The 26,814-nt window shown below is 69.9% G+C and carries 17 protein-coding genes, 1 tRNA gene and 1 pseudogene; 14 read left to right on the forward strand and 5 right to left on the reverse strand.

Annotated features, from left to right (window positions below):
- Positions 1–29: 29 nt before the first annotated feature.
- Entirely contained in the window at positions 30–569 is a 540-nt protein-coding gene (locus tag E0500_RS11385) for an Rv3654c family TadE-like protein (protein ID WP_131558635.1), read from the forward strand.
- Here the strand turns inward: E0500_RS11385 and E0500_RS11390 are convergent.
- Positions 535–3,012: a DEAD/DEAH box helicase gene (locus E0500_RS11390; RefSeq protein ID WP_165934839.1), complete on the reverse strand. Its 2,478-nt coding sequence runs from the start codon at positions 3,010–3,012 to the stop codon at positions 535–537. The two genes, E0500_RS11385 and E0500_RS11390, sit on opposite strands and share 35 nt — an antisense overlap.
- An 80-nt stretch (positions 3,013–3,092) precedes the next feature.
- On the opposite strand from E0500_RS11390, the gene bldG reads away from it, so the two are divergent.
- The 9 genes from bldG to E0500_RS11435 all read left to right on the forward strand — a co-directional run bounded on the left by bldG (position 3,093) and on the right by E0500_RS11435 (position 18,122).
- On the forward strand, positions 3,093–3,434 hold the full coding sequence (gene bldG, locus E0500_RS11395) for an anti-sigma factor antagonist BldG (protein ID WP_005475923.1): 342 nt from the start codon (positions 3,093–3,095) through the stop codon (positions 3,432–3,434).
- Between the two features lie 103 nt (positions 3,435–3,537).
- Positions 3,538–3,969 carry an ATP-binding protein gene (locus E0500_RS11400; RefSeq protein ID WP_131558639.1) on the forward strand — a complete coding sequence of 144 codons (432 nt, stop codon included), beginning with the start codon at positions 3,538–3,540 and terminating at the stop codon, positions 3,967–3,969.
- A 387-nt stretch (positions 3,970–4,356) separates the two neighbouring features.
- Complete coding sequence (locus E0500_RS11405) at positions 4,357–6,762, forward strand: sodium-translocating pyrophosphatase (protein ID WP_131558641.1); 2,406 nt, start codon at positions 4,357–4,359, stop codon at positions 6,760–6,762.
- A 200-nt stretch (positions 6,763–6,962) separates the two neighbouring features.
- A complete protein-coding gene (locus E0500_RS11410; protein ID WP_131558643.1) occupies positions 6,963–7,556 on the forward strand; it encodes a small secreted protein in 594 nt (197 codons plus the stop codon).
- A 179-nt stretch (positions 7,557–7,735) separates the two neighbouring features.
- Positions 7,736–9,262 (forward strand): class I SAM-dependent methyltransferase, encoded by a 1,527-nt coding sequence (locus E0500_RS11415; RefSeq protein WP_131558645.1) that lies wholly within the window; start codon positions 7,736–7,738, stop codon positions 9,260–9,262.
- A gap of 130 nt (positions 9,263–9,392) precedes the next feature.
- A complete protein-coding gene (locus E0500_RS11420) occupies positions 9,393–9,590 on the forward strand; it encodes a hypothetical protein (RefSeq protein WP_131558646.1) in 198 nt (65 codons plus the stop codon).
- A 517-nt stretch (positions 9,591–10,107) separates the two neighbouring features.
- Complete coding sequence (topA, locus tag E0500_RS11425; RefSeq protein WP_131558648.1) at positions 10,108–12,939, forward strand: type I DNA topoisomerase; 2,832 nt, start codon at positions 10,108–10,110, stop codon at positions 12,937–12,939.
- Between the two features lie 361 nt (positions 12,940–13,300).
- Positions 13,301–16,723, forward strand: coding sequence for a dTMP kinase (gene tmk / locus E0500_RS11430; protein WP_131558650.1), 3,423 nt, complete (start codon positions 13,301–13,303; stop codon positions 16,721–16,723).
- A 193-nt stretch (positions 16,724–16,916) separates the two neighbouring features.
- Complete coding sequence (locus E0500_RS11435) at positions 16,917–18,122, forward strand: DNA polymerase III subunit delta' (RefSeq protein WP_131558652.1); 1,206 nt, start codon at positions 16,917–16,919, stop codon at positions 18,120–18,122.
- Between the two features lie 175 nt (positions 18,123–18,297).
- Here E0500_RS11435 and E0500_RS45385 read toward each other — a convergent pair whose 3' ends face one another.
- The gene (locus tag E0500_RS45385; protein WP_399118976.1) at positions 18,298–18,540 is read right to left on the reverse strand and encodes a hypothetical protein; all 243 of its coding nucleotides are present in this window, start codon (positions 18,538–18,540) and stop codon (positions 18,298–18,300) included.
- Here E0500_RS45385 and E0500_RS11440 point away from each other — a divergent pair.
- Together E0500_RS11440 and E0500_RS11445 are read left to right on the forward strand one after the other, a co-directional pair.
- The gene (locus E0500_RS11440) at positions 18,527–20,017 is read left to right on the forward strand and encodes an alpha/beta hydrolase (RefSeq protein ID WP_399118978.1); all 1,491 of its coding nucleotides are present in this window, start codon (positions 18,527–18,529) and stop codon (positions 20,015–20,017) included. The two genes, E0500_RS45385 and E0500_RS11440, sit on opposite strands and share 14 nt — an antisense overlap.
- 101 nt (positions 20,018–20,118) lie before the next feature.
- Positions 20,119–20,192 (forward strand) — tRNA-Thr (locus tag E0500_RS11445).
- Positions 20,193–20,320: 128 nt separating this feature from the next.
- On the opposite strand, the pseudogene E0500_RS11450 reads toward E0500_RS11445, so the two are convergent.
- The 3 genes and pseudogenes from E0500_RS11450 to E0500_RS11460 form a co-directional block, all read right to left on the reverse strand.
- Positions 20,321–20,962 (reverse strand): annotated as a pseudogene (locus E0500_RS11450) (site-specific integrase); the annotation flags it as partial.
- Positions 20,887–21,615 (reverse strand): NAD(P)-binding domain-containing protein, encoded by a 729-nt coding sequence (locus E0500_RS11455; RefSeq protein ID WP_181586958.1) that lies wholly within the window; start codon positions 21,613–21,615, stop codon positions 20,887–20,889. The gene E0500_RS11455 and the pseudogene E0500_RS11450, both read right to left, overlap by 76 nt.
- On the reverse strand, positions 21,612–22,286 hold the full coding sequence (locus tag E0500_RS11460; RefSeq protein WP_131558656.1) for an HAD family hydrolase: 675 nt from the start codon (positions 22,284–22,286) through the stop codon (positions 21,612–21,614). Before E0500_RS11460 ends, E0500_RS11455 begins: the two co-directional genes overlap by 4 nt.
- 526 nt (positions 22,287–22,812) lie before the next feature.
- Between E0500_RS11460 and E0500_RS11465 the strand changes: the two genes are divergently transcribed.
- Positions 22,813–24,612, forward strand: coding sequence for a hypothetical protein (locus E0500_RS11465; protein WP_131558658.1), 1,800 nt, complete (start codon positions 22,813–22,815; stop codon positions 24,610–24,612).
- Positions 24,612–26,762 carry a DEAD/DEAH box helicase family protein gene (locus E0500_RS11470; RefSeq protein WP_131558660.1) on the forward strand — a complete coding sequence of 717 codons (2,151 nt, stop codon included), beginning with the start codon at positions 24,612–24,614 and terminating at the stop codon, positions 26,760–26,762. The genes E0500_RS11465 and E0500_RS11470 overlap by 1 nt, the downstream gene beginning before the upstream one ends.
- Positions 26,763–26,814: the final 52 nt, after the last annotated feature.

Genomic DNA, 26,814 nt, shown 5'->3' on the forward strand with positions numbered 1-26,814 from the left:
CAGGACACGGAGCACGGACCAGAGACAGGGTGCACCGGAAGCCACGGCAGCAAAGTGAAAGAAAACGATCGCGCCGGACGGACCACCGCTCCGACCGAGGATCCGCGACCGTCTGGGCCGTGGGTGCCATCGCTGTGCTGTGTGTGATCTTCGGGGCCCTGCTGGCCATGGGCCAGACGGTCGTGATCCGACACCGTGCGGCCGGGGCGGCCGATCTCGCGGCGCTCGCGGCCGCCGACCACTGGACGACGGGTACGGACGCCGCATGCGGCATGGCGGAGCGGGTCGCCCGGGCCCAGGGCACCCGGCTCGTGCGGTGCGCGATCGAGGGCGAGACCTCGGACGTCACGGCTGCGTCGGGGAAGGGACCGTTCAGCGCGGAGGCGAGATCGAGAGCCGGACCGGCGGGACCGGTCGCACCCGGGCTGGTCGCACCCGGGCCGGTCGCACCCGGGCCGGTCGCACCGGGGCCGACGGCCCCCCAAGCCCCGGCACCGAACGCGCCTCACACCGAACGTGCCCGACCCGGCGCGGTCAGCCCGCCGGTGCCTCCCGCAACAGCTCCGTGAGCAACCGCACGGCTCCCCGCTTGTGCAGTGGATCGTTGCCGTTGCCGCACTTGGGGGACTGGATGCAGGACGGGCAGCCGGCGTCGCACTCGCAGGAGGCGATGGCCTCGCGGGTGGCGGCGAGCCAGGAGCGGGCCGTGTGGAAGGCGCGTTCGGCGAAGCCCGCGCCGCCCGGGTGGCCGTCGTAGACGAAGACCGTCGGCAGCAGCGTGTCGGGGTGCAGCGGGACCGAGACGCCGCCGATGTCCCAGCGGTCGCAGGTCGCGAAGAGCGGCAGCATGCCGATCGACGCGTGCTCGGCGGCGTGGAGGGCGCCGCCGAGGATCTCCGGGTTGATCCGGGCGGCGTCGAGCTGGTCCTCGGTGACCGTCCACCACACGGCACGGGTGCGCAGCGTACGAGGAGGGAGGTCGAGTTTCGTCTCGCCGAGCACTTCGCCGGTGATCAGCTTTCGTCGCAGGAAGGAGACGACCTGGTTGGTGACCTCGACGGAGCCGTAGCACAGGCGTCCGTCGCCCCACGGGACCTCGATGTCGGTCTCCAGTATCGAGATCGACGTCGTGTCGCGGGCGACCGTCGAATACGGCGGGTTGGCCTCCTGGACCAGGGCCACGGATTCGTCCAGGTCCAGTTCGCGCACCAGATACGTACGGCCCTGGTGCAGGTGCACGGCGCCCTCGTGGACCGTCGTGTGGGCGGCGCCCGCGTCGACCGTGCCCAGGAGCCGTCCGGTGCCGGCCTCGACGATCTGGACCGGCCGTCCGCCCTGCCCGCGGATGTCCGTGAGGTCGGCGGCCCGCTCGCGGCGTGTCCAGTGCCAGGCCTTGGTACGGCGCCGGAGCAGCTTCGCGGCCTCCAGCTGCGGCAGCAGGTCCTCGGTGGCGGGGCCGAACAGCGGAAGGTCGTCGTCCGTCAGAGGGATCTCGGCGGCGGCCGCGCACAGGTGCGGGGCCAGGACGTACGGGTTGTCCGGGTCGAGGACCGTCGACTCGACCGGCTGGTCGAACAATGCCTCGGGGTGGTGCACGAGGAACGTGTCCAGCGGGTCGTCGCGGGCGACCAGTACGGCCAGGGCGCCCTCCCCTGAGCGGCCGGCGCGGCCCGCCTGCTGCCACAGGGAGGCCCGCGTGCCCGGGTAGCCGGCGATCACCACGGCGTCCAGGCCGGAGACGTCGATGCCCAGCTCCAGGGCGGTGGTGGCGGCGAGCCCGAGGAGTTCGCCGGAGTGGAGGGCGCGCTCCAGGGCGCGGCGTTCCTCCGCGAGGTAGCCCCCGCGATACGCGGCGACGCGCCGGGCCAGCGAGCGGTCGCCCGCGGTGCCGGCCTCCGATGTCACCGTGGCGAGGCGTTCCTGGGTGATCACCGAGATGAGTTCGGCGCCGCGCCGGGAGCGGACGAAGACGACCGAGCGGACACCCTGTAGGACGAGGTCGGTCAGGAGATCCGCCGTCTCCGCGGTCGCCGTGCGCCGCACCGGCGCGCCCTTCTCGCCGTGCAACTCGGTGAGCGGGGGCTCCCAGAGGGCGAACACCAATTCCCCGCGAGGGGAGGCGTCGTCCGCGACCTCGACCACGGGCAGGCCGGTGAGCCGGGAAGCGGCGACCGAGGGCTCGGCGGCGGTCGCCGAGGCCAGCAGGAAGACGGGCGAGGCGCCGTACCGGGTGCACAGCCTGCGCAGACGGCGCAGCACCTGGGCGACGTGGGAGCCGAAGACGCCGCGGTAGGTGTGGCACTCGTCGATGACGACGTACTTCAGGGCCTTGAGGAAGGAGGACCAGCGCGGGTGTGAGGGAAGGATCCCGCGGTGCAGCATGTCGGGGTTGGTGAGGACGTAGTTGGCGTACTGGCGGATCCACTCGCGTTCCTCGACAGGGGTGTCGCCGTCGTAGACGGCGGGGCGGAACGCGGTGCCCAGCGGATGTGAAATTTCCTTCACCGATCGGCACTGATCCGCCGCGAGTGCTTTCGTCGGCGCCAGGTACAGGGTGGTGGCGCCGCGGCCGTTGGGTGCCTCGGAGCCGTCCAGGAGACCGGAGAGGACGGGGACGAGGTAGGCGAGCGATTTGCCGGAGGCCGTGCCGGTGGCGACGACCACCGAATCGCCGTCCAGCGCGTGTTCGGCGGCGAGAGCCTGATGGGCCCAGGGGTGTTCGATGCCCTTGGCCTGCACGGCCGAGATGACTTCCGCGCGGATCCGGTCGGGCCAGACGGCATGGCGGCCCTCACGCGGGGGCAGGTGCTCCGTATGAGTGATGCGCGAAGCCCTGCCCGGCGCGGAGGCGAGCCGGTCCAGGACCGTCCCCGGCGCGGGGCGGGCGGTGGAGTCCGTCGGGGATCGATCGGTTCGGTGATTCTTGGCCATCGGCACCGAGTGTGTCACCGGCGTGACGGACAATGGTCCCAAGGCGTCGTGCACGCCTGCCGGTAAGTGATTGAATGCCATCGCGGCTGGCGAACCGTCCTGGGGCTCCGCCGAGGTGTCCTGAGGGACGACCGCTCGATTAGCAAGGTGCTGGAGGATCCGTGGACCTGTCCCTGTCGACCCGTACCGTCGGCGATCGTACGGTCGTCGAGGTCGGTGGTGAAATCGACGTATATACCGCGCCCAAGCTGCGCGAGCAGCTGGTCGAGCTGGTGAACGACGGGAGTTTCCACCTCGTCGTCGACATGGAGGGTGTCGACTTCCTCGACTCCACCGGGCTCGGCGTGCTGGTAGGCGGCTTGAAGCGTGTCCGGGCCCATGAGGGCTCGCTGCGCCTGGTGTGCAACCAGGAGCGCATTCTGAAGATCTTCCGCATCACCGGTCTCACCAAGGTGTTCCCGATCCACACCTCGGTCGACGAAGCGGTGGCGGCGACGGACTGACCGTCGATGGGCCGCGTGCCCGTGACGGCTGAGACAACAGGAGGGGGACCGGGCCCACGACGGCCCGGCCCCCTGACAGCACGCCCGTTTCCGAGGGGGATGCATGGCCACCGTTGAACTCCGTTTCAGTGCGGTCCCAGGACATGTCAGGACCGCCCGACTGGTGGCCGCTTCCGTCGCACGCAAGGCCGGGGTGGACGAGGCCGTCCTCGACGAGGTGCGGCTCGCCGTCGGCGAAGCCTGCACCCGTGCCGTCGGCCTGCACCAGAGCAGCGGCATCTCGGCGCCGGTGCGGGTGCTGCTGATCGAGGAGGAGAAGCAGTTCTCCATCGAGGTCGGTGACGAGGCTCCGCGCGCCGTGCCGGGCGGCACGACGCACGGAGCCCACGAGGACGCGGACGTGGAGGCCGAGGAGGACGAGATGGGCCTCGCGGTCATCAGCGGCCTCGTCGACGACGTGGAGGTCACCGCGGACGAGCACGGCGGCAAGATCCGTATGAGCTGGCCGACCACACCGCCGGCCGCGGTTCCCTGACGCGCACCTCCCCGTACGCACCGCCGGCGTACCTCCTTCTTCGAGTCTCCGCCCGCGAGTCTCCGTCTCCGAGTCTCCACGAGGGGCTTCGAGTCTCTGCAAAGGGCCCTGCTGAGCAGGGCCCTTTGCCTTTTGTCCGATCATTCTGCGACGACTTCCCGATGATGCGCCTGAATTAGTGAAGGAATTCACGATCAATCAGGCCGTCATTTGATCAAGCGTCAACGCCTTTGAGGCATTACCGCTTTCGGGTTCTGTGCCTACCCGGCGATCATTTGCTGACGGGCAGGTGGAGCTAATTCCGTTTACCGCGTACTGTTTTGATCAGGTTCCCCTCCCTAGAATCCGTCCACATCTTGAGCTCAGCCCAAGCGTCAAGGAGGACGAATGGCGGGGCTTTTTACCCCTCAACAGTTTGATCACCCCACAACCTTCGCAGCCGCAGTGCTGACGAACGACAATCGCCTCATCGTGATGGTCATCGGGATCGTCGCGCTGGCCGCGCTCGTGGTCGCCGGGGTCCTGGTGCGCCAGGTGCTGGCGGCAGGCGAAGGCACCGACAGCATGAAGAAGATCGCGGCGGCGGTCCAGGAAGGCGCCAACGCCTATCTGGCCCGGCAGCTGCGCACGCTCGGCGTATTCGCCGTCGTCGTGTTCTTCCTGCTCATGCTGCTGCCCGCGGACGACTGGAATCAGCGCGCCGGCCGATCGGTGTTCTTCTTGATCGGCGCCGCGTTCTCGGCGGCCACCGGTTATATCGGGATGTGGCTCGCCGTACGCAGCAATGTGCGGGTCGCCGCAGCGGCGCGTGAAGCGACCCCGGCGGAAGGCGAGCCGGAAAAGGATCTCACCGCCGTCTCGCACAGAGCCATGAAGATCGCTTTCCGTACGGGTGGCGTCGTCGGCATGTTCACGGTGGGGCTCGGTCTTCTGGGCGCCTCCTGTGTGGTGCTGGTGTACGCGGCCGACGCGCCGAAGGTCCTGGAGGGCTTCGGTCTCGGTGCGGCGCTGATCGCGATGTTCATGCGGGTCGGCGGCGGCATCTTCACCAAGGCCGCCGACGTCGGCGCCGACCTGGTCGGCAAGGTCGAGCAGGGCATTCCGGAGGACGACCCGCGCAATGCCGCGACCATTGCCGACAACGTGGGCGACAACGTCGGCGACTGCGCGGGCATGGCGGCCGACCTCTTCGAGTCGTATGCCGTGACCCTCGTCGCCGCGCTGATCCTCGGCAAGGCGGCGTTCGGTGACGCGGGGCTGGCGTTCCCGCTGCTCGTGCCCGCGATCGGTGTGGTCACCGCGATGATCGGCATCTTCGCCGTGGCCCCGCGGCGCGCCGACCGCAGTGGCATGAGTGCCATCAACCGCGGTTTCTTCATCTCTGCGGTCATCTCGCTGGCGCTGGTCGCGGTCGCGGTCTTCGTCTATCTGCCGTCGTCGTACGCCGGCCTGAAGGGCGTCACGGACGCGGCGATCCTCGGCAAGGGCGGCGATCCGCGGATCCTCGCGCTCGTCGCGGTGGCCATCGGCATCGTGCTGGCCGCGCTGATCCAGCAACTGACCGGTTACTTCACCGAGACCACCCGTCGTCCCGTGCGGGACATCGGCAAGACCTCGCTCACCGGCCCGGCCACCGTCGTCCTCGCCGGTATCTCCATCGGCCTCGAATCGGCCGTCTACACCGCCCTGCTGATCGGCCTCGGCGTGTACGGGGCGTTCCTGCTCGGCGGTACGTCGATCATGCTCGCCCTGTTCGCGGTGGCGCTGGCCGGCACCGGTCTGCTCACCACGGTCGGCGTCATCGTCGCCATGGACACCTTCGGACCGGTCTCCGACAACGCTCAGGGCATCGCCGAGATGTCCGGCGACGTCCAGGGCGCGGGCGCGCAGGTGCTCACCGACCTCGACGCCGTGGGCAACACCACCAAGGCCATCACCAAGGGCATCGCCATCGCCACGGCCGTACTCGCGGCCTCGGCACTCTTCGGGTCGTACCGCGACGCGATCCTCACGGCCGCGAACGACGTGGGCGAGAAGGTCTCCGGCGCGGGCGCGCCGATGAACCTGATGATGGACATCTCACAGCCCAACAACCTCGTCGGGCTCGTCGCGGGCGCCGCGGTCGTCTTCCTCTTCTCGGGGCTGGCGATCAACGCGGTCTCGCGGTCCGCCGGTGCGGTCGTCTATGAGGTCCGCCGGCAGTTCCGTGAGAAGCCGGGGATCATGAACTACACCGAGACGCCCGAGTACGGCAGAGTCGTCGACATCTGCACCAAGGACGCCCTGCGGGAGCTGGCCACACCAGGACTGCTCGCCGTGATGGCGCCCATCGCGATCGGGTTCACGCTCGGCGTCGGCGCGCTCGGGGCCTATCTCGCGGGTGCGATCGGCACGGGCACGCTGATGGCGGTGTTCCTCGCCAACTCCGGCGGCGCCTGGGACAACGCCAAGAAGCTCGTCGAGGACGGCCACCACGGCGGCAAGGGCAGCGATGCCCACGCGGCGACCGTCATCGGCGACACGGTGGGCGACCCGTTCAAGGACACCGCGGGCCCCGCCATCAACCCGCTGCTGAAGGTGATGAACCTGGTGGCGTTGCTCATCGCGCCCGCGGTCGTGAAGTTCAGTTACGGCGAGGACAAGAGCATCGTGCTCCGTGTGCTGATCGCGGTGGTCGCGCTCGCCGTGATCGTCGGCGCGGTGTACATGTCCAAGCGGCGCGGTATCGCCGTGGGTGACGAAGACAACACCGACAAGGTGGCCAAGTCGGCGGATCCCGCGGTGGTTTCGTAGACGGCGGTACGGGGGTCGGCTTCGCGCCGGCCAACGGGCGGGCGGTTGGCGCGTGTTGGCGCGCCGACCGCCCGTTCTGCCGTTTGTGTGCCCTGTCCGTGAGCCTTCTCTCGCTCGTGCAAATGGATCATATGGTGTGATAGCGGTCATATGACATCGGGGTGTCACCCGTTCGGCGTGTATGTTCCGGGCCGAGAGCCATGGAAGGGACCAATCCGGTGAACAAGAAGCTCGCGGCCGCACTGTCCGGCGGTGCGGTACTGGTACTGGCGCTGTCGGGATGCAGCAGCAGCGACGACAACAGCGAACAGCTGAACTCCTGGGCCAAGCAGGTCTGCGACGCCGTGCAGCCGCAGACGAAGAAGATCACGGCCGCCAATGCCGCGATCCAGCAGGAGACCTCGGACGACAGCACACCGGAGGCCGTGCAGAAGGTGGACTCCCAGGCCTTCCAGGACATCTCCGACGCCTACAAGGCGATGGCGACCGCCGTCCAGAAGGCCGGGGCGCCGGACGTCGAGAACGGCGACAAGAAGACGCAGGACGCGGTCAAGGAGCTCAACACCCTCTCCACCGCCTACGCCGGACTGAAGAAGAAGTCGGACGACCTCGACACCAAGGACCAGGCGAAGTTCGCCGACGGTCTCAAGGGCGTCGCCACGGAGCTGGAGAAGCTGAGCAGGAGCGGCAGCGACGCGCTCGCCAAGCTGGAGGAGGGCGACGTGGGCAAGGCGATGTCCGCACAGCAGAGCTGCAAGACCGCTGCCGTCTCGTCCTCGGCGGGCAAGAGCTGACGGCCGCGTGAAAGGGCGCCCCTCGTGAACGTGAAGGGCGCCCCTCGTGAAATGGCGCGCCTGAGGAGGGCGATCGTTCGTCAGCCTCACAAGGGTCCGGTACGCGCGCGTGCCGGACCCTTGGCATATGCCGTCCACAGGTGTACGCGCCATGTCGCGGAAGCCGACACAATGGGACCGTGAGCAACTCCAGCCTGTCGCCCCTGCCCGCCACCGACCGCCCCGACGTCGCCGCCCGACTCCGGGACGCCCTGATCGGAGCCGGCTTCACCGCCGACGGCCTGCTCGACCTGCTCGGCGCTCCCGCGTACGCGGCGCTGGCCCGCAGCGAGACCGTGCCGGCACTGCGGGCGACGCGCGGGGACACGCCGCTGGAGGCGCTCGTGCGGCTGTTCCTGCTCCAGCAGCCCGTGGCGCACGCGCGCGTGGCGGACGCGCTGCCGGTCGACGCATGCCTGGAGAGCGGCTGGCTGGTGCGCGTCGCCCCGGACGCCCGGGACGATCTCGCCGCCACCGTCGACGTACGGCCGTACGGCGGTCCCGGTGGCGAGGACTGGTTCATCGTGTCCGACCTGGGGTGTGCGGTCGGCGGGGCCCGCGGCATCGGCAGCCATGGGGAAGGTGTCGTACTCGGAGTGGGCGGGGCGTCCACCACGCTTGCCGGAATCACCGTACGGAACCCGGTCGCCTCCGTGCTCGACCTCGGCACCGGATCAGGGATCCAGACCCTGCACGCCACGCGCCACGCCACCCGGGTGACCGCGACCGACGTGAACCCGCGCGCGCTGCACATCACCGCGCTCACGCTCGCGCTGTCCGGCGCACCGGCGGCCGACCTGCGCGAGGGCTCACTGTTTGAGCCGGTGCGGGACGAGACGTACGACCTGATCGTGTCCAACCCGCCCTTCGTGATCTCTCCCGGCGCCCGGCTCACCTACCGCGACGGCGGCATGGGTGGGGACGACCTGTGCCGGGCGCTGGTCCAGCAGGCGGGGGAGCGGCTGAGCGAGGGCGGGTTCGCACAGTTCCTCGCCAACTGGCAGCACGTGGAGGGCGAGGACTGGCCGGACCGGCTGCGCTCCTGGGTGCCGCGCGGGTGCGACGCCTGGATCGTGCAGCGCGAGGTACAGGACGTCACGCAGTACGCCGAGCTGTGGCTGCGCGACGCGGGCGACCACCGCGCGGACCCCGCCGAGTACCAGGCGCGGTACGACGCGTGGCTCGACGAGTTCGAGGCGCGCAAGGTCAGGGCCGTCGGGTTCGGCTGGATCACCCTGCGCAAGACCGGTGCCGCCGAGCCGTCGATCACCGTGGAGGAGTGGCCGCATCCGGTCGAACAGCCGCTCGGCGACACGGTGCGCGCACACTTCGAGCGCCTCGACTACCTGCGCGAGCACGACGACGCCGCCCTGCTCGCCGGGCACTTCAGGCTCGTCGAGGAGATCGTCCAGGAGCAGGTCGGGCTGCCGGGCGCCGAGGACCCCGAGCACGTGGTGCTGCGGCAGAACCGCGGGATGCGCCGGGCCACCAAGGTGGACACGATCGGCGCGGGCTTCGCAGGGGTGTGCGACGGCACGCTCAGCGCGGGCCGGATCCTCGACGCCATCGCTCAACTGGTCGGCGAGGACCCGGTGTTGCTGCGCGACCGGACCCCGGCGCAGATCCGGCTGCTGGTGGAACAGGGGTTCCTCGAACCGGCCGGCTGAGGCTGTCGGCGTCTGCCCGGCCGTCTCGTGCACGACGGCCGGGGTGTTCACCACGCGTTCGCCTTCCGGTCTCCCGGGCCTGTGAGGCTTCCTGGCCCGAGGATCCGAGCACACAGGACATGGAAGAGACATGGAAACCGCACCGGCGATCTTCACGGGCACCGTGTTCGTACTGTTCGGATCGTCGCTGCTCCTGTGGACCGGACACCGGGTTTGGCGCCACGAGGCTGTCGCCGACGGAGTGCACCCCAAGGTCTCCGCTGTGGTCGCGACACTCGCCGGTGTGAGCGCACTGGCGCTCGCGGCGTGGTGCTTCGCACAACTCTGACGACGGCGCACGACCAACGGCCCGTCGGCCCGGACGATCTCCATTGGCGCATCACACGTCGACGACTGCTTCCCCCAGCAGGCTCCCGGGCATACGTGCTTCCCTCGCGGGCATGAGGAGCAGGCTCCCGGGCACCGCGCATACGAGCAGATGAGGCGCCCTTGCCGCCTCTCCGACGGGAAGCGGCGCTCCCGAGTTACCCTCGGAAACCATGCTCGGCGATACACCCGGCACACGACCGTTGTCCTCGTGTCCTGACGCCGAGCCCGCGTGTGCATACTGCCACAAGAAGGCTACGGATGGTGAGAAGAACCGATGAGCCTTCATTCCGGCCCCGGGTTAGTCTGAGGCTTGACCCGTTACATTGGGAGACCGTTCGAGTGGCCGTTGTGGACTTCGGTCATTTGACACGGGGGCGGGATTTACCGTCACACTCCGCAGCGTCAGTACGTGCGCGCCACATCCCGTGGCCCCAGCCCTGGGGTGCCCCCAGCGTCGACCGGAGAGAAGAGCGAAGTTGTCCCCGACCAGCGAGACCGCGAAGGGCGGCCGCCGACTCGTCATTGTCGAGTCGCCTGCCAAGGCGAAGACGATCAAGGGCTATCTCGGCCCCGGCTACATCGTCGAGGCGAGCGTCGGGCACATCCGTGACCTTCCGAACGGCGCCGCGGAGGTGCCCGAGCAGTACACCGGCGAGGTGCGCCGCCTCGGCGTGGACGTCGAGCACGACTTCCAGCCCGTCTACGTGGTCAACGCCGATAAGAAGGCCCAGGTCAAGAAGCTCAAGGACCTCCTGAAGGAGTCGGACGAGCTCTTCCTCGCCACCGATGAGGACCGCGAGGGCGAGGCCATCGCCTGGCACCTCCAGGAAGTCCTCAAGCCCAAGATCCCGGTCAAGCGGATGGTGTTCCACGAGATCACCAAGGACGCGATCCGCGAGGCCGTCGCCAACCCGCGCCAGCTCAACAAGAAGCTGGTCGACGCCCAGGAGACCCGCCGCATCCTCGACCGCCTCTACGGCTACGAGGTCTCGCCGGTCCTGTGGAAGAAGGTCATGCCGCGGCTGTCGGCGGGCCGCGTGCAGTCCGTGGCGACCCGGCTCGTCGTGGAGCGGGAGCGCGAGCGCATGGCGTTCCGCTCCGCCGAGTACTGGGACCTGACCGGCACCTTCGGCACCGGCCGCGCCGGCGATGTGTCCGACCCGTCCTCGCTGGTCGCGCGGCTGACCGCGGTCGACGGCCGGCGGGTCGCCCAGGGCCGTGACTTCGACTCGCTCGGCCGGCTCAAGAGCGCGAACACGCTGCACCTGGACGAGGCCAACGCCCGCGCGCTGGCCGCCGCCCTGGAGAGCACGCGGTTCTCCGTGCGCTCGGTCGAGTCCAAGCCGTACCGCCGCTCGCCGTACGCGCCGTTCCGTACGACGACGCTCCAACAGGAGGCCAGCCGCAAGCTCGGCTTCGGTGCGAAGGCGACCATGCAGGTCGCGCAGAAGCTGTACGAGAACGGCTACATCACGTACATGCGTACGGACTCCACGACGCTGAGCGACACCGCGGTCTCGGCGGCCCGCGCCCAGGTCACTCAGCTGTACGGCGCCGACTACCTGCCGGACCGGCCGCGTACGTACGCCGGGAAGGTCAAGAACGCGCAGGAGGCGCACGAGGCGATCCGGCCCTCGGGCGATCGTTTCCGCACGCCCGCCGAGACGGGGCTGACCGGCGACCAGTTCAAGCTCTACGAGCTGATCTGGAAGCGGACGGTCGCCTCGCAGATGAAGGACGCGATCGGGAACTCCGTCACCGTCAAGATCGGCGGCGCCGCTGCCGACGGGCGGGACGTCGAGTTCAGCGCGTCCGGCAAGACGATCACGTTCCACGGCTTCCTGAAGGCCTACGTCGAGGGCGCCGACGACCCGAACGCCGAGCTCGACGACCGCGAGCGCCGGCTGCCGCAGGTGGCAGAGGGCGACGCGCTCACGGCCGAGGAGATCACGGTCGACGGGCACGCCACCAAGCCCCCGGCCCGCTACACCGAGGCCAGCCTGGTCAAGGAGCTCGAAGAGCGCGAGATCGGCCGCCCGTCGACGTACGCGTCGATCATCGGGACGATCCTCGACCGCGGCTACGTGTTCAAGAAGGGCACGGCCCTGGTGCCGTCCTTCCTGTCCTTCGCCGTGGTCAACCTCCTGGAGAAGCACTTCGGGCGGCTCGTCGACTACGACTTCACCGCCAAGATGGAGGACGACCTCGACCGCATCGCGCGCGGCGAGGCGCAGTCCGTGCCGTGGCTGAAGCGGTTCTACTTCGGCGAAGGCGCGAACGGTGACGGCAGCGCCGCCGAGGCGGGCAACGGCGACGGGGACCACCTGGGCGGCCTGAAGGAACTGGTCACCGACCTCGGCGCGATCGACGCGCGCGAGGTGTCGTCCTTCCCCGTCGGCAGCGACATCGTGCTCCGGGTCGGCCGCTACGGCCCGTACATCGAGCGCGGCGACAAGGACTCCGGGAACCACCAGCGCGCGGACATCCCGGAAGACCTCGCCCCGGACGAGCTGAGCGTCGAGCTCGCGGAGGAACTGCTCGCCAAGCCGAGCGGTGACTTCGAACTGGGCGCCGACCCCTCGACCGGCCACCAGATCGTCGCCAAGGACGGCCGCTACGGTCCGTACGTCACCGAGGTGCTCCCCGAGGGCACCCCGAAGACCGGCAAGAACGCGGTCAAGCCGCGCACGGCCTCGCTGTTCAAGACGATGTCGCTGGACACGGTGACCCTTGAGGACGCGCTCAGGCTGATGTCGCTGCCCCGCGTCGTCGGCACCGACGCCGAGGGCCAGGAGATCACCGCGCAGAACGGCCGTTACGGCCCGTATCTGAAGAAGGGCACGGACTCCCGTTCCCTCCAGGCCGAGGAGCAGCTCTTCACGATCACGCTGGAGGAGGCGCTGGCGATCTACGCCCAGCCCAAGCAGCGTGGGCGGGCCGCGGCCAAGCCGCCGCTGAAGGAGCTGGGCGCGGACCCGGTCAGCGGCAAGCCGGTCGTGGTCAAGGACGGGCGCTTCGGCCCGTACGTCACCGACGGCGAGACGAACGCGACCCTGCGGTCGGACGACAGCGTCGAGGCGATCACGCCGGAGCGCGGGTTCGAGCTGCTCGCCGAGAAGCGGGCGAAGGGGCCCGCCAAGAAGACGGCGAAGAAGGCCGCGGCGAAGAAGACGACCGCCAAGAAGACCACCGCCAAGAAGGCCGCCCCGGCCAAGAAGACCGCCGCGAAGAAGACGACGACGTCGAAGACCGCGGCGAAGAAGGCGCCCGTGAAGAAGGCGGCGGCCAAGACGGCCGACGCCGAGTAGGGGACGCCGTAGAGGACGCCGAGCAGGGAGCGGCACAGTAGACAGAAGCAGGTCGGGCCCCGGCAGCCGCCGGGGCCCGACTTGTAGAAGCCTTGTGAAGTTTGGTTTTCGCTCCCCGCTAGGCTGAACGCTTGGTCCTGCCCGGCAGGGCGCTTTCTGCTTCAATGTCGACCGCTGCAGGACGGGGTACCCGATCTACGGGGTACCCGATCCGCGGCCTGGCACCAACTCCACAGACGTGACGTCCCGCCGACCCGGCAGCAGGCCCGGTTGCCCGGACTTGGCCAAACTAGCGTGACGGAGAGCCCGCGTACCATCACCCAGTAGAGGGATGCGACGGTTCTCCGGACGGAAGAGAGAGATGACCCGAGCCGAGCAGCCAACGGCCCAGAATCCGGCACCCGACGACGTCCTGGTCGCGGACTCCCGCGAGCGCGCCGTCCGCGCCCTGCTGCGTCAGCCGCAGCTCAAGCGGCTGTGGAGTGCACAGCTCGTGGGCGGCGTGGGCGATGCCCTCGCGCTGCTGGTCCTCGTACTCCTCGCCTTCCAGGCGGCGATCGCCCAGGGCTCGTTCGGCGGTGGTTACCGCGGGGTCGCCCTCTGTGTGGCCGCCGTCTTCGGGACGCGCCTTCTGGCCACGCTGCTCTTCGGGGCGGTCCTCCTCGGACCGCTCACGTCGCTCACGTCCCAGGAGGGCCCGCTCGACCGCCGCTGGACCATGGTCGGCGCGGACGGACTGCGCGCCGCGCTGCTGCTCGTGGCCCCCCTGTGGATCGACTGGACTCCGGACAACGCGCTCGCCGTCCTTCTGGTGACCGCCTTCGTGACCGGGGTCGCCGAGCGCTTCTGGACGGTGTGCCGCGAGAGCGCGGCGCCCGCCCTGCTGCCCACGCCCCCGCTGGAGGGCGCGACCGTGCGCCCGCTGCCGGACCACATGGACGCGCTGCGGCGTCTGTCCCTGCGTACGGGATTCGTGGCGGTGCCTCTCGCCGCGGGCGGCCTCGTCGTGGTCTCGCTGCTCAACAACGCGCTGGGCGCCGGTATCGACTGGTTCGGGCAGCACCAGGCGGCACTCGCCTCGTACGTGGCGGCCGGGCTGTTCGCCGCCTCCCTCTCGGTCCTGGTCTTCCTCGAACTGCCCGACACGCGCACCCCGCGCCCGCGGTCGCCGCTGGAGGGTCTGCGCCGCCCCAAGTCGGGCACGGGTGCCGACAAGGGCCGCACCGGCGCGATCACGATCCTCGTGCTCGCGTGCGCGGCCGTCGCGAGCGCCGTCTCCGCCGCGGTCGCCGTCGCCGTACTGCACGCCAAGGACCTGGGCGGCGGGCCGGTCACGTACGGGCTGCTGGTCGTCGCGCTGACCGGTGGCGTCGTGGCCGGCATCCGCAGGGCGCCGTCGGTACTGCCCGCGCTGTCGCGGCGCCGGCTGCTCGCCCTGGCGATCGCCTCCACCGGAGTGGCGCTGCTCGCCGCCGGGCTCGTGCCGGACGTCACGACCGTGGTCCTGCTCCTCGCCCTCGCGGGCGTGGGCGCGGGCATCGCCGCGAACACCGGGCACGCGCTGCTGGACCAGGAGGCCGAGGACTCCCGCCGGACGCGCACGACCGAGCACCTGCACGCGGTCGTACGGGTCTTCGTGGCGATCTGCGCCGTGATCGCCCCGGTGCTGGCCGCGCTGATCGGGCCGCACCGGCTGGAAAGCGGCAAGTTCGTGTTCGCACACGGGGGCGCCGCCTTCACGCTGATGCTGGTGGGCGCACTGCTGCTGCCGGTGGCCGCGCTGGTGCTCGCCAAGGTGGACGACCGTTCCGGGGTTCCGCTGCGGCACGACCTGCTGGACGCGCTGCGGGGTGGGGACGACCCGGAGGTGGCCCCGGCTTCCTCGGGCTTCTTCATCGCCCTGGAGGGCGGCGACGGGGCCGGCAAGTCGACCCAGGCCGAGGCGCTCGCGGAGTGGATCCGCGCCAAGGGACACGAGGTCGTACTGACGCGCGAGCCGGGCGCCACCCCCGTGGGCAAGCGGCTCCGCTCGATCCTCCTGGACGTGTCGTCGGCCGGACTGTCGCACCGCGCGGAGGCGCTGCTGTACGCCGCCGACCGCGCCGAGCACGTGGACACCGTCGTACGGCCCGCCCTGGAGCGGGGCGCCGTCGTCATCTCGGACCGGTACATCGACTCCTCGGTGGCCTACCAGGGCGCGGGCCGGGACCTGTCGCCCACCGAGATCGCGCGGATCTCGCGCTGGGCGACGAACGGACTGGTCCCGCATCTGACGGTGCTCCTGGACGTCTCGCCCGAGACCGCCCGCGAGCGGTTCACGGAGGCGCCGGACCGGCTGGAGTCGGAGCCGGCCGAGTTCCACGCGCGCGTGCGGGCCGGTTTCCTGACCCTGGCCTCGGCCGCCCCGGGGCGCTACCTGGTCGTGGACGCGGGCCAGGAGCCCGAGGCGGTCACCACCGTCGTCCGGCACCGGCTCGACCTGATGCTGCCGCTGTCCGAGGCCGAGGTGAAGGCCCAGGAGGAGGCCCGCCGCAAGGCCGAGGAAGAGGCGCGGCGCAAGGCCGAGGAGGAGGCGCGCCGCAAGGCCGAGGAGGAGCGCCTGGAGCGTGAGCGCCAGGAGGAGCTCGCCCGGCTGCGCGCCGAGGAGGAGGAGCGCAAGCAGCGCGAGCTGGAGGAGGCCCAGCGGCGCGAGGCCGAGCGGCAGGCGGAGGAGGCCCGGCAGCGGGCCGAGGAAGCGCGGCGGAGGGCCGAGGAGGAGCGCGCCCGGCTCCTCGCGGAGGAGAAGGCGCGCGCCGAGGAGGAAGCGCGCCGCAAGGCCGAGGAGGACCGTCGCCGCAGGCAGGCCGAGGAGGAGGCCCGGCTGCGGGCCGAGGCCGAGGCGCGCCGCCTGGAGAAGCAGCGCAAGGCCGAGGAGGCCCTGGTGCGGGCCGAGGAGGCGCGGCGGGTGGCGGCGGAGGCCGCGGCCGCGGCTTCGGCCGGGACGGCGTCGAGGACCGGCGGTGCGGCCGGTGCGGCCGGGGGCTCTGCGGCTGCTGCCGGGGCGGATGCGTCGCGGGAGCGGGGCTCCGAAGGGAAGTCCGCCTCGTCCTCGCCGTCTCCCTCTTCGTCGTCCGCGTCGTCCGCGTCGTCCCCGTCGTCCCCGTCGTTCCCGTCCGCGTCACCTTCTGCGTCCTCGCCGGACAACGAGCTGACCGTCCCCACGCCCGTCGTGACCTCGTCGAACCTGTCGGGCGGGCCCGTGGACGAGACGGCCGTGCTGCCGCCGGTACGCCCCGGTGGCCCCGACTCGGAGACGACCACCCAACTGCCGCAGCCGCCGGTGCCTCCGGGCGCCGGAGACGAGACCACCGTGCTGCGGAAGCAGCCGGCTCCGGACGGCGCGGCCGACGAGACGGCCGTGCTTCCTCCCGTAACGGAGGAGGGTGCCGCTCCGCGTGGTGCGCGGAGCGCGGGCCAGGAGTCGCGGCAGGCACCGGCGGGCGGCTCGGCCGACCCGGCGGACCGGATGCCGTCGGGCTTCTTCCGGGACGAGCGCCCGGCGCCCGGTGGCTCGCAGGACCGTACGCGCGAGCTGCCCCAGGTGGACGCCGAGGGAGCCCCGCGCCGCCGTCCCCGGTCCGACTGGGCGGAGGAGACTCCGCTGGACGACCTGCCGACCCTGGCCGACGAACTGCTGGGGCCGCGCGACGGCTACGAGGACAGGGCCGACGACAGCCGAGACGACGACGGGCACGGCGAGGGCCGTGGCGGCCGGGGCCGAGGCCGGGGCGGACGGCGGCGCTGATCACGGTCGGGCCAGGGTGGACGGCGGCGCTGATCACGGTCGGGCCAGGGCGGACGGTGCGGGTGGACGGCGCCGCTGAGTACGTCAGGCCGGGGCGGGCGGCGGCGAAGAGCACGGTCCGGCCCCGACTGTCAGTGGCCTCGCGCACAATGGGGTGCGGCAAGGCAGAGTGTGACGGAAGGGGCGGTGCCGCATGCCCGTGTGGGACGACCTGGTGGGCCAGGAGCGGCTGAGCGCGCAGCTCGAAGCCGCCGCCCGGGATGCCGACGCGATCGTCACCGCGGCCGCCGCCGACGCGCCGCTGCCCGAGGCGTCGAAGATGACCCACGCCTGGCTGTTCACGGGCCCGCCCGGCGCCGGACACACCACGGCCGCGCGGGCCTTCGCGGCGGCCCTCCAGTGCGTCAGCCCGGACCGCGCGCTGGGCGGGACCCCCGGCTGCGGCTTCTGCGACGGCTGCCATACGGCGCTGGTGGGCACACACGCCGATGTCACCACGGTCGCCGCCGTGGGCTCGCAGATCCTCGTCGAGGACATGCGGGACACGGTCCGCAAGTCGTTCACGTCGCCGGCGAACGGCCGCTGGCAGATCATCCTCGTCGAGGACGCCGAGCGGCTGAACGAGAAGTCGGCGAACGCCGTCCTCAAGGCAGTCGAGGAGCCCGCCCCCCGCACGGTCTGGCTGCTGTGCGCACCCTCGCTCGAAGACGTCCTGCCCACCATCCGCTCCCGTTGCCGCCACGTGAGTCTGCTCACACCGTCGGTGGACGCGGTCGCCGACATGCTGGTACGGCGTGAGGGCATCGAGCCCGACGTGGCCGCCGCCGCGGCCCGCGCCACCCAGGGGCACATCGACCGCGCCCGCCGTCTGGCCACCGACCCGCGCACGCGGGAGCGGCGGGCCGCCGTGCTCAAGGTGCCCTTGCGCGTCGAGGACATCGGCGGCTGCCTCAAGGCGGCACAGGAACTGGTCGACGCCGCCACGGAGGAGTCCAAGCAGCTCGCCGAGGAGCTCGACGTCAAGGAGACCGAGGAGTTGAAGGCGGCACTGGGCGCGGTACAGGGCGGCCGCATGCCGCGCGGCACCGCGGGCGTCATGAAGGACCTGGAGGACAAGCAGAAGCGCCGCCGGACGCGTGCGCAGCGCGACAGCCTCGACCTGGCCCTGACCGACCTCACCGGCTTCTACCGCGACGTCCTCGCCCTCCAGCTCGGCTCCCGCGTCGCCCTCGCCAACACCGAGGCGCACGACACGCTGGAGCGCATCGCCCGCGACACCACACCGGAGTCCACGCTGCGCCGCATCGACGCGATCGCCGCCTGCCGCGACGCCCTCGACCGGAACGTGGCCCCCTTGCTGGCGGTGGAGGCGATGACGGTGGCGCTGCGGGCAGGCTGAGGTTCCGGTCCGGCGGTCACCGCTGCTCGGCTGGGTTCGGTCCCTTTGGCGGACGGGTGCGCCGTCTGGCGGACCGATGAGTCGTCCGGCGGACTGGTGTGTCGTTGCCGTCACCCGTACGAGCCGTTCCCCTCCCCCTTGCGAATAGTGACCAACTCATCGCGCAGAGTTACGATCACGGAATGTACATCAGGAGCTGCCCCCGGTTGCCCTCCAGTGGCACGACCACCCACGCTCGTCCCGATCGCCGGAACCGAACCCTGCGTACGACCACCGGATTCCTCCTCGCCTCCGCACTGCTCATCTCGGCCTGCTCCTTGGGCAGCTCGACATCGGCGGCATCGGCGACAGGGACCGCGGCGGCAAGGTCCACAGCGACGGGGACCGCGGCGACAGGGACCACGGTGACGGGCACCACGGCGACATCGGGAACGCCGGTACTCAAAGCGCTGCCCGGCGCGACACCATCGGCTCTGACCCCGTACTACGGGCAGAAGCTGACCTGGCGCAGCTGCGGCGGCCGCGGCTTCGAGTGCGCCACGATGAAGGCGCCACTCGACTACGCCCAGCCGGGCCGGGGTGACGTCAGGCTGGCCGTCAGCCGCAAGAAGGCCACGGGCCCGGGCAAGCGCCTCGGCTCGCTGCTGCTCAACCCCGGCGGCCCGGGCAGTGCGGCCGTCCAGTACCTGCAGGCGTACGCGGGCATCGCCTACCCGGCGGCGGTCCGCGCCCGCTATGACCTGGTGGCCGTCGACCCGCGCGGCGTCGCCGGCAGCGAGCCGGTCGAATGCCTCAACGGGCGCCGGATGGACGCGTACACGGAGACGGACTTCACTCCCGACGACCGGCGGGAGACCGACGAACTGGTCGCCGCCTTCCGGGAGTTCGCGAACGGCTGCGGCGCGCACTCCGCCCGGTTGCTGCGTCATGTCTCGACGGTCGAGGCCGCCCGGGACATGGACATCCTGCGCGGGGTGCTCGGCGACAAGCGGCTGACGTACGTCGGGGCGTCGTACGGGACGTTCCTCGGCGCGACGTACGCGGGCCTGTTCCCCGAGCGCGTCGGCCGGCTGGTCCTGGACGGCGCGATGGACCCGTCCCTGCCCGCCCGCAAGCTGAACGAGGACCAGACGGCGGGGTTCGAGACCGCGTTCCGGTCGTTCGCGAGGGACTGCGTGCGGCGGTCGGACTGCCCGCTGGGCGACGCCGGCGCGACCCCGGCCCAACTGGGCCAGAAGCTGAAGGCCTTCTTCGCCCGGCTCGACGCCAAACCCATCCCGGCCCGCGGCTCGGGCGGCCGCGCGCTCGGCGAGTCCCTGGCCACCACGGGGGTGGTCGCGGCGATGTACAACGAGAAGACGTGGCCGAGGCTGCGCCAGGCCCTCACCCGGGCGATCGACCACAGGGACGGTTCCGGCCTGCTCGCCCTCTCGGACGGCTACTACGAGCGGGGCGCGGACGGCGAGTACGCGAACCTGATCTCCGCCAACGCCGCCGTGAACTGTCTGGACTCCCCGTCGGCGTTCTCGACCCCCGAGCAGGCGCGACAGGCGCTCCCCGCCTTCGAGAAGGCCTCCCCGGTCTTCGGCCGTTTCCTGACCTGGGCGTCCCTGGGCTGCGCGTACTGGCCGGTGAAGCCCACCGGCACTCCACACCGCATCGAGGCGAAGGGCGCGGCCCCGATCGTCGTCGTCGGCACCACCCGCGACCCGGCGACCCCGTACCACTGGGCCCGCGCCCTCGCCTCCCAGCTGTCCTCGGGACGCCTCCTCACCTACGACGGCGACGGCCACACGGCGTACGTTCGCGGCAGCCGCTGCATCGACTCCGCGATCAACACCTACCTCCTCGACGGCACTCCTCCCACCAGCGGAAAGCGCTGCTCACAGCCCTGATCACCAGCCCCTTCCGGGGTGCTCCGACGGCTGGTACGGAGCACCCCGGAAACTGTGTAGACTTACCGACGTTGCTGATCGCACCATAGTGCGGACAGCGCGCCGCCTTAGCTCAGATGGCCAGAGCAACGCACTCGTAATGCGTAGGTCTCGGGTTCGAATCCCGAAGGCGGCTCCGGCAAAGGCCAGGTCACATAGCCCGTGACCTGGCCTTTTGTGTTGCTCGGGACATGACGCGTCACACGGCCGGGGTGCCGCGAGATGGCTTGCGTGAGCGATGCGTGAGCGGAGCGGTCCGGTGCCCTACTTCTTGGGCTTCTTCCGCTTGCCCTTCTTCTTGGCCCTGGCCTCGGCTTTCGCCTTGTCCTTGGCCTTCTTGGCGGCCTTACGGGCCTCCTCCGCCTCGGTCTTCCGCTGAAGCGGGACCAGCTTGGCGGTGGCCTCGGCCGCGTTCTTGCCGACCTGCGGCAGAACGCTCTGGTAAATGTCCCGCGTGATCCGGGTGTCGCTGTGCCCGAGCGTGTCCGACACGATCTTCACGTCGATGTCGGCGGCGAGCATGAGCGTGGCCGCGCCGTGCCGGAGGTCGTGCAGCCGGATCGGCGGGAGCCCGGAGGCGGCGACGAGGCGCTCGAAGAGGTCGGTCAGCTTCCCGGGGTGGAGCCAGGAGCCGTCTTCCTGGGTGAAGACCATGCCGGTCTCGACCCAGGCTGATTCCCACTCCTCGCGGTCCGCGTCCTGCTGTTCGCGGTGCCGTTTCAGGACGTTGACGGTGTCGTCGTCGAGCGCGACCACGCGGAAGCCGCTGTCGGTCTTGGGCTCGGAGGTCTCGACCTCCCACCCGTCCTGGACGAGCTGGGCGGAGACGGTCAGGGAGTGGTCGTCGAGGTTGGTCTCCGACCAGGGCTGCGCGCATGCCTCGCCTCGCCGCAGGCCACGGAAGGCGGGATGTAGTCGGTCTCCACAAGGTAGCTGCGGGTGCGCTTGGCCGCGATCACCAACAGCTCGTCCGCAACCCCGTACGTGTCCGCCGCCCCGTAGGCCACGGCAGCCAGCACCCGGGAGACCTTCTGGTAGCTGGAGTACGCGAGCTTGAGTGCGGAGGCTTTGCCGATGCTGTCGCCCAGGACGTGGGTCCGCACATCGGTGTCGGCGAAAAGTTCGGCGATCCGGTCGGCCTGCTCGACGGCGCCGGAAAGGTAGAGCGTCGGGGACTTGCCGCCCACCGGAGGGGATCCGACCACCGCGGCATCGATGACCGGCATCGGGGCCAGGCGGTCGGCGATACTCACCACGCGCGACGGCGAGACGGCGTTCGCGTCGACATAGATCGTGCCCGCTTCGGACATGCCGAGCTCGGCTACCTGGCCGGCGGTCTCCTCCGCTGCGGCGGGAGGGCCCAGTGAGAGCAGCACATCGGAGCGGGAGACAAGCTCAGGCAGCGCCGCGCCTTCGAGGCCCGCGCGCTCGGCCCGGCGGCGGGTTGTGTCGCTGCGTCCGTCGGGGCACCACAGCACGATGTGGCCTCTCGCGCGCAGCTGGGCGCCGAAGGCGGCTCCCATGCTGCCGGGGTGCAACAGCCCAATGGTGCTCGTCATGCCGTTGTCCTTGTGTGGTCGGCGGAGTGCAAAAGCAGCAGGTCGATGGCGGCGCGTGCATGCGACACCACGTGGTCCGGTCCGGGATCGTCCGGAGGCCAGGAGCGGCCGTTGCCGATCCAGATGGTGCGCAGCCCTGCGGAGCGTCCGCCGCCGATGTCGTTGACCGGGTTGTCCCCGACCATCCAGCCACCGTCGCCCAGCACGGTGCCGCAGCGGGCCGCCGCCAGGGCGAAGTGCCGGGTGTGCGGTTTGCGCGCGTCAGCCTCTTCGGAGACGAAGACGCCGTCCACGCGTTCGGAGATACCGGTGGCCCGCAGCTTGGCGCGCTGGATATCCGCCGCACCGTTGGTCGCCACCCCCACCCGCCAGCCAGCCGCACGCAACTCGTCCAAGCCGTCGAGGACCCTGGCCTGGCACGACACCAAGGCCGCGATGTCGGTGCAGTACGTGTGCCACAACTCCGCAGTCGACATGGGCAGTCGGTACCGAGTGCGGATCACGTCAAAGGTGGACGGAGAGGCTCGCTGAGCTACCAGGCCCAGAACGTACGTTTGCTCCTCGTCCTCCAGACCGTGCCGGGTCGTGAACTCGGCGGCCCAGACAGCGAGCGCTCCCCACCGGTCAACGAGGGTGTTGTCGAGATCGAAGAGAACCAGAGGCGGCGGCACATCCCGCACCCTAATGCGCGCCGGTCAGCTGTGTGCTCGGGGCCGAGAGGGCGGGTCGAGCCCCCCTTCCCGCCGCGCTCTGCGCCGCACATCGTTCCTTCATGCTGCCAGCCATACGGTCACCCCGAGGCTGGCCCAGGACCATCAGGCAAACCGTCCCCGGTCAGCACCCTGTCGGCCTCGACGAGGTACCACGAGTCAGAGTGGCTGGCGAGTCTCGGCGGGCGAGGCCCTTACCGCCCAGAATTTCCTACATGGAGGCGGGCGTGAGGTTGTAGACCGCGGCCGCCGTTCCGCGTCTGCTGCAGTTCAGGGAACCATGGATCAGTTCAAGGCGTCGCCCGTACCGTTGGAAGCATCAGCGCTGTCGCTGGTGTACCAGGAGGGAGGAAGAGGCACAGGGGTGTGCTGGAACGAACAACCCAATGACGCCTTTAACGCGCCGTGACCGGCAACTCGATCGCCGCGTGTGATGAGGCGCTGCTCCCAGCGCGCTGAACATCGTCCACCCCTACCTCTGAAGGCCATGAACGCATTCGACCGTTGGTACAAGGGGCTTAGCGGCTTCAACCGGGACCTCGTCCTGCAGCACTTCTGCGCAGAGGCTCCAGTTCCGCTGGGCGAACTTGCTTCTCAGCATGCCCTTCTTCGGGAGACTGCGCGGCAGTGCCGAAACTTCCTCATGGACGAGTTCAACCGCAGTGTCGAGGGGGATTCGATACTCAGTGCCTGGATAGAGCACGCGGAGCTTGACCTGCGGAAACCTTGCCTCGTCAGTTCGTTTCTGGACCGCCACGCCTGGCTTGGCGAGAACATTGGAGACAGGCTCACCGTCCTCCGCCTGTTCACCGGCATGCGCTGGCTGGACGCGACCACCTCCGCGTCCCCGACCGGACAGTGGATCTTCATGGAAGATCTGGAAGAGTGTGGCGCCGCCACGCTAAGAGCCCTTGATCTTGATGTCGACAAGGTGATGAGCCTGTCGACAGCCTCCGCTCTTCTCGACGTACGCCAGGTGCCTGTCCCCAGCGATCTCGACACCCTGCGTCAGTGGCTGATCCACTGCGGTCTTGACTGTGAGGGCAACCAGATCTCGTTGACTCGCTCCAAGCCTCAGCCGACTGAGACCGTTGTCGTCTCTGGCGGGCTGTCCGAGTTGGTCGAGCAGCTGTCTGCCCTCCTCCTAGTAAAGAAAAGCGGCGAGAGCATTCTTACTCTCGGTGACCTTCTTGGTGAGGCGGAGATGGCGGACGGGGAGCTTGGAGTGGTCTCGCGCATGCTCCGCGACGCCACCTTCACGGCGGGAGAGGGCTGGGTTGTGCCGGATCGCTCCACCGATTCCGAGCGGCGTCGGGCAGTGCGAGGCGAAGGAATTTCGGAGGAGCAGAGCGTTACGGAGGGTAATAGCACTTCGAGTGCGGCCGAGGAAATCAAAAACAGGGAAGCAGAGAGTGACGGATCCATTCCGTTTGCAGGCGCGCTGGCGGATGCCGGCGAAGCGGGTCTGGAGGCGTCGCCCGGAGACCTCATCGCACAGCTCCTCGAAGGCTGCGCTGAGGGCATGAGCACCTCGCTTATCGAGGGCGCACTGGACGGAGTCGTGCCACAGGGAGAAGTGACAGAGGCGCTCTTCACGGATGCGCGCTTCGCGATCACGGCCAGGGGAGCCTGGTGCCTCCAGCACGGTTCCGACGCGACTGCACCCTCTGCTGCAGCGATCCCGGCCCAAGGACCTTCCTTCCGAGAAGAAGAAGCGTCCGCCTCGACCACCGAGGCTGCCGGCGGCGTCGGCTCGCGCGGCGGGCTTCAGCGTGAGCGCGAGCGCCTCGACAAGGTGGAGGCCACCTTGCGCGAGGCGGACACCCCGCTCACTGTCGAGGAGCTGAAGGAGCGCACGGGCGTCGCCATCGGGATCCAGTATCTCCGGCAGCAGATCGAAGGGGATGCCCGCTTCAGCCGGAGCCAGCGGAACCAGTGGGCGCTGACCGAGTGGCACCTCCCGGTGTACAAGCCGATCAAGGAACTGATCTCTGACATGGTCGATGCGCACGGCGGCCAGGTTGAGGCAGACAAGGTCGTGGCGCTTCTCCGCCGAGACTTCGACATCAAGGAGTCCAGCCTGCGGGCCGCCATGTCCATTGCGCCCTTCACCGCACGTGGAGGGATCGTCCGCCGTATAGCTGAAGACCTGGACACTGGCTCCGAGGAAGCAGCTGTCCCCGCAGCCCGCACCGCTGAGACCGATGCGTCGGCTGAGCAGCAGCCCCACCCCGTCGACGAGGCCCCCGACGTGGACGACCTCATGGACCACCTGGGGTTGATCTGATGGCGGCTTCCCCTTTCCTCCGAGACTGCGGCGCGGAGTCCGACTACCGCAGCGACCGCAACAACCTTGTCGAGGACTTCTACCTGCCTGCCCTCGCCGCCTCCACCGCCTACGACCGGGCCGTGGGCTACTTCGCTGCGTCCGTGGTCGCCACGCTCGGGCAGGGAATCGACGAGTTCACCTCGCGCGGCGGCACCATGCGGATCATCGCCTCCCCCTACCTTGACCCGGCCGACATCAAGGACATTGAGGACGGCTACGAGCTGCGCAAAGTCCTCCAGCGTGCTGCCCTCCGAGACCTGGAGCAGGCGGTCGAGGACGCGCGGGCAGCCCGCGGCCTCGGCAAGCTCGGACGACTGGTCGCCGAGCACCGAGTCGATTTCAAGCTGGCTTATGTCGAAGAGCGTGGCCGCGTCGGCATGTACCACGAGAAGATCGGTGTCTTCCGGGACGGCCGAGACGTCATCGCCTTCAAGGGCAGCGCCAACGAGACCCGCTCCGGTCTCGTTGGCAACTTCGAGGCGATCGAGGTCTATCGGAGCTGGGACCCGAGCGATGCACGCCGGGCCGCGCGCATAAGCAAGGACTTCGACGACCTCTGGGAGAACCGCACGCAGATGCTGCGCGTCATCCCGTTCACCGATGCCGCCAAGGTGATCGTCGAGCGCAGCGCCCGGGCCACCGCCGACCAGTACGAGCTGGACGACCTCCCGACCGGCGGAACCCCCATCCGCACCACGCCGCTGCCTCCTCCGGGCACGCTTGCGATCCCGCCTAGCCTGAAGGTTCGCGACTACCAGAAGGAAGCTGTCCAGAACTGGTTCCGCAACCAGTGCCGAGGCATCCTCCGCATGGCCACAGGCACAGGCAAGACCCTGACCGCACTTTCCGCTGCCTCCCAACTCGGCACGCTCCTTCGGAAGAACGATGCGTCCGCCTCACTCCTCACCGTCGTCGTGGCCCCGTACCAGCATCTGGTCGACCAATGGGCCAAGGACATCGAGTGGTTCGGCGTGACACCGCTGCGGGCCTACGAGGCGACCAGCAGATGGTCCCCGCGCGCTCACAGCCTGCTCCAGAACATCGCCCTCGGCGGTACCCGAGGCGGCGTCATCGTCACCACCAACGCCACCTTCGGCGGCGATGCCTTCAAGAACCTGCTCAGCTCCTACCAGGGGCACCTCCTCCTCATCGCGGACGAGGCCCACAACCTCGGCGCCGCGCACCTGCGTACCCGCCTCCCGGAGAAGGCCCAGTACCGCCTCGGCCTCTCCGCCACCCCGGAGCGCTGGTTCGATGAGGAGGGCACCGACGCCCTCACCGACTACTTCGACCGAGTCGTCTTCGAGATGGGCATCGGCGAAGCCATCCGCCGTAGCGCCCTGTGCCGCTACACCTACACGCCCATCCTCGTGGAGCTGGACGACGAAGAAGCCGAGCTGTACGCAGAGACCAGCGCGAAGATCGCCCGCCTGATCGCGGGCGGCACAGACCTGAAGGAGACCGCCGACCGGGACAGCCCGCTCGGCCGACTTCTGAAGAAGCGCGCCGACATCATCGGCCACGCCCGCGGCAAGCTAGAGATCCTCCACGCGGAGATCGAGAGGCGCCGGGACACCAGCCACCAGCTGATCTACTGCGCCGAGGGCAAGCATCCCCTTCTCTACGAACACGGCACCGACGGCCCACGTCAGATTGACCAGGTCATGGAGATGGTCGGCAACGAGCTGCACATGCCCGCTGCCCGCTACACCTCGGAGACCAAGCGCTCGGCCCGCCTGGACATTCTGCGCCGCTTCGAGAACAACGACCTCCAGGTCATCTCCTCCATGCGCTGCCTGGACGAAGGCGTGGATGTCCCGGCCTCCCGGACTGCCTACCTCCTGTCCAGTTCCTCCAACCCCCGCCAGTTCATCCAGCGCCGCGGCCGCGTCCTGCGTAAGGCGCCCGGCAAGAAGCGCGCGGACATCATCGACTTCGTCGTCGTGCCGCCTGCGGGCGGGGACGCGATTCAGAACGAGACCGAACGCAGCCTGCTCCGTCGCGAACTGGCTCGCGTCGAAGAGTTCGCCTACCTCGCTGACAACGAGGGGGACACGCTCAATGTCCTCCGCCCCGTGCGCGAGCGCTACGGCCTCTTCGACACCTGAGCCCTCACTGCAAGTACCCCCATGCCTTCCGTACCCGCTACCTCGAACCAGG

It is taken from the genome of Streptomyces sp. KM273126 (assembly GCF_004337435.2).
Lineage (GTDB): Bacteria > Actinomycetota > Actinomycetes > Streptomycetales > Streptomycetaceae > Streptomyces > Streptomyces acidicola.

Bases quoted from the DNA above. Each gene is read 5' to 3' on its own strand.
- E0500_RS11405 (WP_131558641.1), top strand. From the start codon at position 4,357: ATGGCGGGGCTTTTTACCCCTCAACAGTTTGATCACCCCACAACCTTC.
- E0500_RS11400 (WP_131558639.1), top strand. From the start codon at position 3,538: ATGGCCACCGTTGAACTCCGTTTCAGTGCGGTCCCAGGACATGTCAGG.
- E0500_RS11420 (WP_131558646.1), top strand. From the start codon at position 9,393: ATGGAAACCGCACCGGCGATCTTCACGGGCACCGTGTTCGTACTGTTC.
- E0500_RS11435 (WP_131558652.1), top strand. From the start codon at position 16,917: ATGCCCGTGTGGGACGACCTGGTGGGCCAGGAGCGGCTGAGCGCGCAG.
- E0500_RS11410 (WP_131558643.1), top strand. From the start codon at position 6,963: ATGGAAGGGACCAATCCGGTGAACAAGAAGCTCGCGGCCGCACTGTCC.
- E0500_RS11390 (WP_165934839.1), bottom strand. From the start codon at position 3,012: ATGGCATTCAATCACTTACCGGCAGGCGTGCACGACGCCTTGGGACCA.
- E0500_RS11455 (WP_181586958.1), bottom strand. From the start codon at position 21,615: ATGACGAGCACCATTGGGCTGTTGCACCCCGGCAGCATGGGAGCCGCC.
- E0500_RS11465 (WP_131558658.1), top strand. From the start codon at position 22,813: ATGAACGCATTCGACCGTTGGTACAAGGGGCTTAGCGGCTTCAACCGG.
- E0500_RS11470 (WP_131558660.1), top strand. From the start codon at position 24,612: ATGGCGGCTTCCCCTTTCCTCCGAGACTGCGGCGCGGAGTCCGACTAC.
- tmk (WP_131558650.1), top strand. From the start codon at position 13,301: ATGACCCGAGCCGAGCAGCCAACGGCCCAGAATCCGGCACCCGACGAC.